Origin of the sequence: Stenotrophomonas sp. HMWF003 (assembly GCF_003061285.1) — a bacterium.
GTDB lineage: Bacteria > Pseudomonadota > Gammaproteobacteria > Xanthomonadales > Xanthomonadaceae > Stenotrophomonas > Stenotrophomonas maltophilia_AP.
On sequence record NZ_QAIW01000317.1, the window covers coordinates 8504 to 14504 of the forward strand.

The following is a 6001-nucleotide window of genomic DNA, read 5'->3' on the forward strand; positions in this document are numbered from 1 at the left end:
AATGCCGCCATCGACCACGTGCGCGACTGGGTGCTGGGCAGCAACGGCAAGTGGGTGACCATGGGCGTGCCGTCCGACGGTTCCTACGGCATCCCGGAAGGCGTGATCTTCGGCTTTGCGGTGACCACCGAAAACGGTGAGTACACCCTGGTCAAGGACCTGCCGGTGGACGACTTCAGCCAGAAGTACATCGACAAGACCCTGGCCGAGCTGGAAGAAGAGCGCAGCGGCGTGGCCCACCTGCTGGGTTGATCGACCCGCGGCGCCCTGCCGACCCTGTGTCGGCACGCTGTCAGAGAACGCCGGGCATTGCCCGGCGTTTTTTGTGGGACATACCGGCCGCAGCCCGCGGTAGTGCCGGCCGCTGGCCGGCTATCGACCCTGCCGGGCAGCACCCAAGTACGACCAAGGTCGTGCGGTTCGTTCGCCCCCATCGGACTATGCTCGATCCCATGATTCTGTCTGGGAGGGCTGTCATGCGTTACGAAGAGATGTACCGGCGTTCGGTGGATGAACCCGAGGCGTTCTGGGCCGAAGAGGCCCAGCGCATCTACTGGCATAAAGCGCCGGAACAGATCCTCGACTACAGCAACCCGCCGTTCCGGCGCTGGTTCGTCGGCGGCGAAACCAACCTCTGCTACAACGCCGTGGACCGGCACCTGGTCGACCGCCCGGACCAGCTGGCACTGGTGGCCATCTCCACCGAAACCGACATCACCCGCGAGATCACCTACCGAGAGCTCTATCGCGAGGTGAACGCGTTCGCCGCCGTGCTGCAGCGCCTGGACGTGGGCCGTGGCGACCGCGTGGTGATCTACATGCCCAACATGGCCGAGGCGGTCTTTGCGATGCTCGCCTGCGCGCGCATCGGGGCGATCCACTCGGTGGTGTTCGGCGGCTTCGCCGCGCATAACCTGGCGCTGCGCATCGACGACGCCGAACCCAAGCTGCTGATCGCCGCCGATGCCGGCAAGCGCGGTGGCAAGGTGATTCCGTACAAGGCGATGGTCGATGCGGCCTGTGCCGAGGCCACCGCGCCGCCGCCGCATGTGCTGATCGTCTCGCGCGGGCTGGACCCGGCCGAACCGAAGGTACCCGGTCGCGACGTCGATTACGCCACGCTGCGCGCCGAGGTGGGTGACCAGGACGTGCCGGTGGTCTGGCTGGAATCCAGCGAGCCCAGCTACCTGCTGTACACCTCCGGCACCACCGGCAAGCCCAAGGGCGTGCAGCGCGACGTGGGCGGCTACGCAGTGGCGATGGCGCAGTCGATGCAGACCGTGTTCGACTGCAAGCCGGGCCAGGTGATGTTCTCCACCTCCGACGTGGGCTGGGCGGTGGGCCATTCCTACAACGTGTACGGCCCGCTGATCGGCGGCTGCACGTCGCTGCTCTACGAAGGCCTGCCAACCAACCCCGACCCGGGCATCTGGTGGGCGTTGTGCGAGCAGTACGGCGTGCGCACGCTGTTCTCTTCGCCTACCGCCATCCGCGTGCTGAAGAAGCACGACACCGACTTCATCACGCGCCACGACCTGGACGCGCTCAAGTACGTCTTCCTGGCCGGCGAGCCGCTCGACGAACCCACCGCGCACTGGATCAACGACGCGCTGGGCAAGCCGATCATCGACAACTACTGGCAGACCGAAACCGGCTGGCCGGCGCTGACGTTGTTGCCCGGGGTGGACATGAAGCCGGTGCGGTTCGGCTCGCCCGGGTTCCCCAACCTCGGCTACAAGATGAAGGTCATCGACGAGAACACCGGCGAAGAAGTGGCGCCCGGGCAGAAGGGCGTGCTGGTGATGACCCCGCCGTTGCCGCCGGGCTGCATGAGCACCGTGTGGAAGGACGACGACCGGTTCCTGCAGAGTTATTTCAGCCACTTCAAGGAGCTGCTGTACAGCTCGCTGGACTGGGCGATCCGCGACGCGGACGGCTACACCTTCATCCTCGGCCGCACCGACGATGTGATCAACGTGGCCGGGCACCGGCTGGGCACGCGCGAGATCGAAGAGTGCATCTCCGGCCACCCGCTGGTGGCCGAGGCGGCGGTGATCGGGGTCAAGGACGAGCTCAAGGGCCAGGTGCCGCTGGTGTTCGTCACCCTGCGCCAGGCGGTGGACGGCGATGGCAGCACGGTGATCACCGAGATGATGCAGCGGGTGACCCACTCTCTGGGCGCTCTGGCGCGGCCGGCCCACATCCATATCGTCAATGCGCTGCCCAAGACCCGCTCCGGCAAGCTGCTGCGGCGCTCACTGCAGGCGCTGGCCGAGGAGCGTGATCCGGGGGACCTGTCCACGCTGGATGATCCGGCCGCACTGGATGAGATCCGGCGCGCGCTGGGGCACTGACGCGCGCCGTTCGCGTCGCATCTGGCAAACGCGCAGGCGCGGCCCCGGAAGGGGCTGCCTCGGCGCGGATTCCCATGGAGGACGGCATGGCGATGGAACACAGGATGCGGGTAAGCAAAGCGCTGGTGACGGCGATCGGCTGGTGCTGCCTGCTGGGCTACGCGATCTATCTGATCGCCGGGGCCTGGTGGGATTCCCGGCCGCTGAACATCCTCCAGGTGATCGCGGTGCCGGTCCTGCTGCTGGTGGTCATCCGTGCCATCCGCCGCTACCTGCAGTTCCGCGCGGACGCCTGACCGGCGCGTGTTGCAGCGCATTATCGGTGTCGGCCAGCCTCGGGTAAGCTCCGGACGTGACCGCTGCAGGCTCCAGTGCCTGGCGTCGCGCGCTGGGGACACGGCGCGCGGGGCCACCGGCGTGGCGTTCCGCCTGCAACGGTCGCAAGGGGGCGCACGTGCACCGGCCAACGGCCGGAGAACGGGCGTGGCACTGCAGCAGGCAACAGGGGGAAGTACATGGCCTACATCCATGGCAAGACGGCCGCGGGCCGCCAGGAAATCGAAGACCGTGCACGTCGGCTGCCGCCGGCGTTGCGCTCCATTCTGCTGATGGTCGATGGTCAGCGCGATGACGATGCGTTGACCGCATTGTTGCCGGGCCTGCGCGCGCCGGACGACGCGCTCGCGCAGCTGGCGCAGATGGGACTGATCGAGGTTGTCGGCGGTGCCGTCGCACCGCCCGCCGCGCGTGCCCGCACCGCCGGGCGCGAGCAGGACCCGGATCTGTACAAGCGCCTGTACGACTGGATGAGCGAATCGGTGCGCCGCCATCTGGGCCTGAAGGGCTATTTCATGCAGCTCAAGATCGAGCGCTGCACCGATGCGGCAGGGCTGGAAAAACTGTGGCCTGACATGGCCGCCGCTGTCGCCAAGGCCAAGAGCCCGGCGTTGGCCAGCCGCTGGTTGAGCGACACCCATGCAGTGCTCGACGCATCGCCGCAGCCGCAGCCCGACGCGAGCGCCGAGCCCGTGCCTGGCTGAATCGCCAGCGCCTGCCAGGGTGGTCGTTGCCGCGCGAGGGCGTTACCTTGCCCGGCTACACCTGCAGGAGCACCGCGATGGACCCCACGCACGATGACCACGGCACCCCCGGCTGGGATGCCATCAATGCGGCCCTGGCCGCGTTGTACCCGGGGCAGGAACCCAAACACTTCGGTACAGCGCTGCCGTACACCCTGGGCGGCAATGACCCGCTCGACGGGATCAGCGTGTACTGGGCCGAATCGCCCCGCCCGCACTGGCATTACGTCACCTACGGCTTCTCCGAGCTGTACGACAAGCAGAGCGACGACGCAGCCGACAGCGGCTACGGCTTCGAGCTGACCTTCCGCCTGGCCGCCGCGCCGGGGCAGGGCGCGGACGACGCGCCGCCTGTGTGGCCGATGAACCTGCTGCAGAACCTGGCGCGCTATGTCTTCAGCAGCGGCAATGTGTTCGAGGCCGGCCACCACCTGGACGCCAACGGTCCGATCGCGCTGGACACCGACACCGTGCTGCGCCACCTGGCGCTGGTGGAGGATCCGCAGCTGCCGCCGCGCGACACCGCCAACGGCCGCGTGCGCTTCCTGCAGGTGGTCGGGCTGGCCGATGACGAAATGGCGGCGGTGCGCCGCTGGTCCACCCAGGGCGTGCTCGATGCGCTGTTGCCGGCCATGCCGCTGTGGATCACCGACCTGCAGCGCGGCTCCTTGCTGGCCGATCCGGCCCTGGCCGCGCAGGTCGAGGCGGGCAGTGCCCGTGACGGCTCCACCACCGGCCTGCTGTTCCTGGAAACGCTGGACTGGGAGGCCCAGGGCGACAGGGTGGAGCTGGTGCTGGGCGCCGGCCAGGTGCCGGGGGTGCTGGAGCTGCTGCCGCTGCGGCTGGACCATGGCCACGCGCTGACCCTGCTCAACGCGCAGCGTAGCTGGCGCTTCGAGTCCGGCGAGGCGGACCAGCTGGAGATCGAGGCGGACACCGCACGCTGCGTGCTCAGCCCGGCCACCCTGCGCGCGCTGCAGGACCACCTGCAGGCCCAGCGCGGCGTCTACCCGCTGCCCGGCGGCCGCCTGCAGATCCGGGTGGAGCCCACCCAACTGCGCGACGCACAGGGCAACGTAGTGCGCACCGTCGGCTGATCCCGCCCACCCTCGTCTGGTGGTAGAGCCACCCCATGGGTGGCTGCGACACACACCATCGGTAGAGCCACCCCATGGGTGGCTGCATGCGATGACGCATTCGCGGACTGCCGCCTGTCGAGAGACAGCCACCCATGGGGTGGCTCTACCCCCCCCGGGGTGACCGCAAAAGAAAACGCCCGGCAATGCCGGGCGCTTCACTTATATATATGCCACGTTGAACGACTCAGCTCAGGCCTTCGGCCTTCAGCGTGGCCTGCACGCCGGCATCGGCGTCCATGCGGGTCTTGTACGCGGCAATGTTGTCCAGGCCGCTCAGGTCGATCTTGGCACCGGCCGCCCAGCGCAGGGTGATGTAGAAGTACGGGTCGGCGAAGCTGCGGAAGCCGGCCAGCCACGGGCGGTCGGCGAGCTGCTTGTCGGCGCGTTCGAACAGGCCGCGCAGGCGCTTGCGTGCGGTGGCACGGAGCGCGTCGTGCTGGGTCTCGTCTTCGATGAAATTGCCCGGCCCGAACAGCGGCTTGAACGCCGGGTGCAGGTCCGAGTTGACGAAGGACAGCCAGCGGGTCGCTTCGGCGCGCTGCTGGGCGCTGCCATCACCGGCCAGGCCGGCCTGCGGATAGGTGTCGGCGATGTAGCCCATGATCGCCGCGTTCTGGGTCAGGATGAAATCGCCATCGACCACCGCGGGCACCGAACCGGCCGGGTTGATCTTCAGGAATGCCGGCGCCTTCAGCGTGTCCTTGTCGAGCAGTTCCACCTCGAACGGCTGGCCGGTCCACTGCAGGGCGATGTGGTCGGCGGTGGAGCAGGCACCGGGCTTGCTGTACAGCTTCATGGGAACTCCGTTGACGGATGGGTGGAAGGTCAGCTGCCCACTATTCCAGAGCAGGCCCCGCATCCTCAACGGTATGGCCGTAACAGACCGTTACGACGTGCGCGGCTTGAGTTTCTGCACGCGATAGAACGTGTGGTCACCGATGGTGGCCACCTGGTAGGCATTGCGCCAGCTCGGGTTGGCGATCGCCAGGGCGGCGAAGTGGCTCGCGCCGGGCACGATCTCCTTGCGCTCACCCACCGGCAGCGCCCAGTTGCGCTCGGCGTCGAAGGCCACCGTCATCGCTTCCTGCCAGGCATCGGCATTGCCCAGCTGGGTGCCCGGGGCCACGATGGTCGGCGCGAACTGCTTGCGCGCGGTCACCACCTTGCACATCGAGTCGCCCCACAGCCCGCTGTCCAGGCGACGCAGGGCCACCTCGGCGACGGCTTGCTGGCCGCGCAGGGTCTGGTCACGCGCTTCGAGGTAGACGGTCGTGCTCAGGCACAACGAATCAGCGGCCGGCTGCGGCAACAACTGCGACAGCCAGAGAATCCAGGCCAGTTTCATAAATCTCCTTGCTCCGTGTAGGCCGCACCTGGCTGGTCCATCCGATCATGCGGACGGGGCGGGGGTACGACTTGGCGTCATGGG

Annotated in this window: 6 protein-coding genes and 1 pseudogene; 5 read left to right on the forward strand and 2 right to left on the reverse strand. The window is 67.9% G+C overall.

The features are described 5' to 3' along the window. From DBR34_RS23000 to DBR34_RS12960, 5 genes and pseudogenes are all read left to right on the forward strand, one after another. Positions 1-252: pseudogene (locus DBR34_RS23000) on the forward strand (malate dehydrogenase); the annotation flags it as partial. Between the two features lie 224 nt (positions 253-476). Continuing rightward, complete coding sequence (prpE, locus tag DBR34_RS12945) at positions 477-2354, forward strand: propionate--CoA ligase (protein WP_128097092.1); 1878 nt, start codon at positions 477-479, stop codon at positions 2352-2354. 86 nt (positions 2355-2440) lie between these two features. Further along, positions 2441-2650, forward strand: coding sequence for a hypothetical protein (locus DBR34_RS12950; RefSeq protein ID WP_128097093.1), 210 nt, complete (start codon positions 2441-2443; stop codon positions 2648-2650). A 219-nt stretch (positions 2651-2869) separates the two neighbouring features. Beyond that, positions 2870-3394 carry a hypothetical protein gene (locus tag DBR34_RS12955; protein ID WP_128097094.1) on the forward strand — a complete coding sequence of 175 codons (525 nt, stop codon included), beginning with the start codon at positions 2870-2872 and terminating at the stop codon, positions 3392-3394. A 77-nt stretch (positions 3395-3471) separates the two neighbouring features. Beyond that, the gene (locus tag DBR34_RS12960) at positions 3472-4530 is read left to right on the forward strand and encodes a suppressor of fused domain protein (protein WP_128097095.1); all 1059 of its coding nucleotides are present in this window, start codon (positions 3472-3474) and stop codon (positions 4528-4530) included. 226 nt (positions 4531-4756) lie between these two features. Here the strand turns inward: DBR34_RS12960 and DBR34_RS12965 are convergent, their stop codons facing one another. Both DBR34_RS12965 and DBR34_RS12970 read right to left on the reverse strand, forming a co-directional pair. Beyond that, positions 4757-5368, reverse strand: a complete 612-nt coding sequence (locus tag DBR34_RS12965) for a glutathione S-transferase N-terminal domain-containing protein (protein WP_128097096.1) — start codon at positions 5366-5368, stop codon at positions 4757-4759. A gap of 90 nt (positions 5369-5458) precedes the next feature. Next, complete coding sequence (locus tag DBR34_RS12970; protein WP_038690229.1) at positions 5459-5917, reverse strand: cell wall hydrolase; 459 nt, start codon at positions 5915-5917, stop codon at positions 5459-5461. Positions 5918-6001 lie beyond the last annotated feature (84 nt).

Excerpts from the sequence above, each read along its gene's own strand:
- prpE (WP_128097092.1), top strand. The coding sequence starts at position 477 with ATGCGTTACGAAGAGATGTACCGGCGTTCGGTGGATGAACCCGAGGCG.
- DBR34_RS12950 (WP_128097093.1), top strand. The coding sequence starts at position 2,441 with ATGGCGATGGAACACAGGATGCGGGTAAGCAAAGCGCTGGTGACGGCG.
- DBR34_RS12955 (WP_128097094.1), top strand. The coding sequence starts at position 2,870 with ATGGCCTACATCCATGGCAAGACGGCCGCGGGCCGCCAGGAAATCGAA.
- DBR34_RS12960 (WP_128097095.1), top strand. The coding sequence starts at position 3,472 with ATGGACCCCACGCACGATGACCACGGCACCCCCGGCTGGGATGCCATC.
- DBR34_RS12965 (WP_128097096.1), bottom strand. The coding sequence starts at position 5,368 with ATGAAGCTGTACAGCAAGCCCGGTGCCTGCTCCACCGCCGACCACATC.
- DBR34_RS12970 (WP_038690229.1), bottom strand. The coding sequence starts at position 5,917 with ATGAAACTGGCCTGGATTCTCTGGCTGTCGCAGTTGTTGCCGCAGCCG.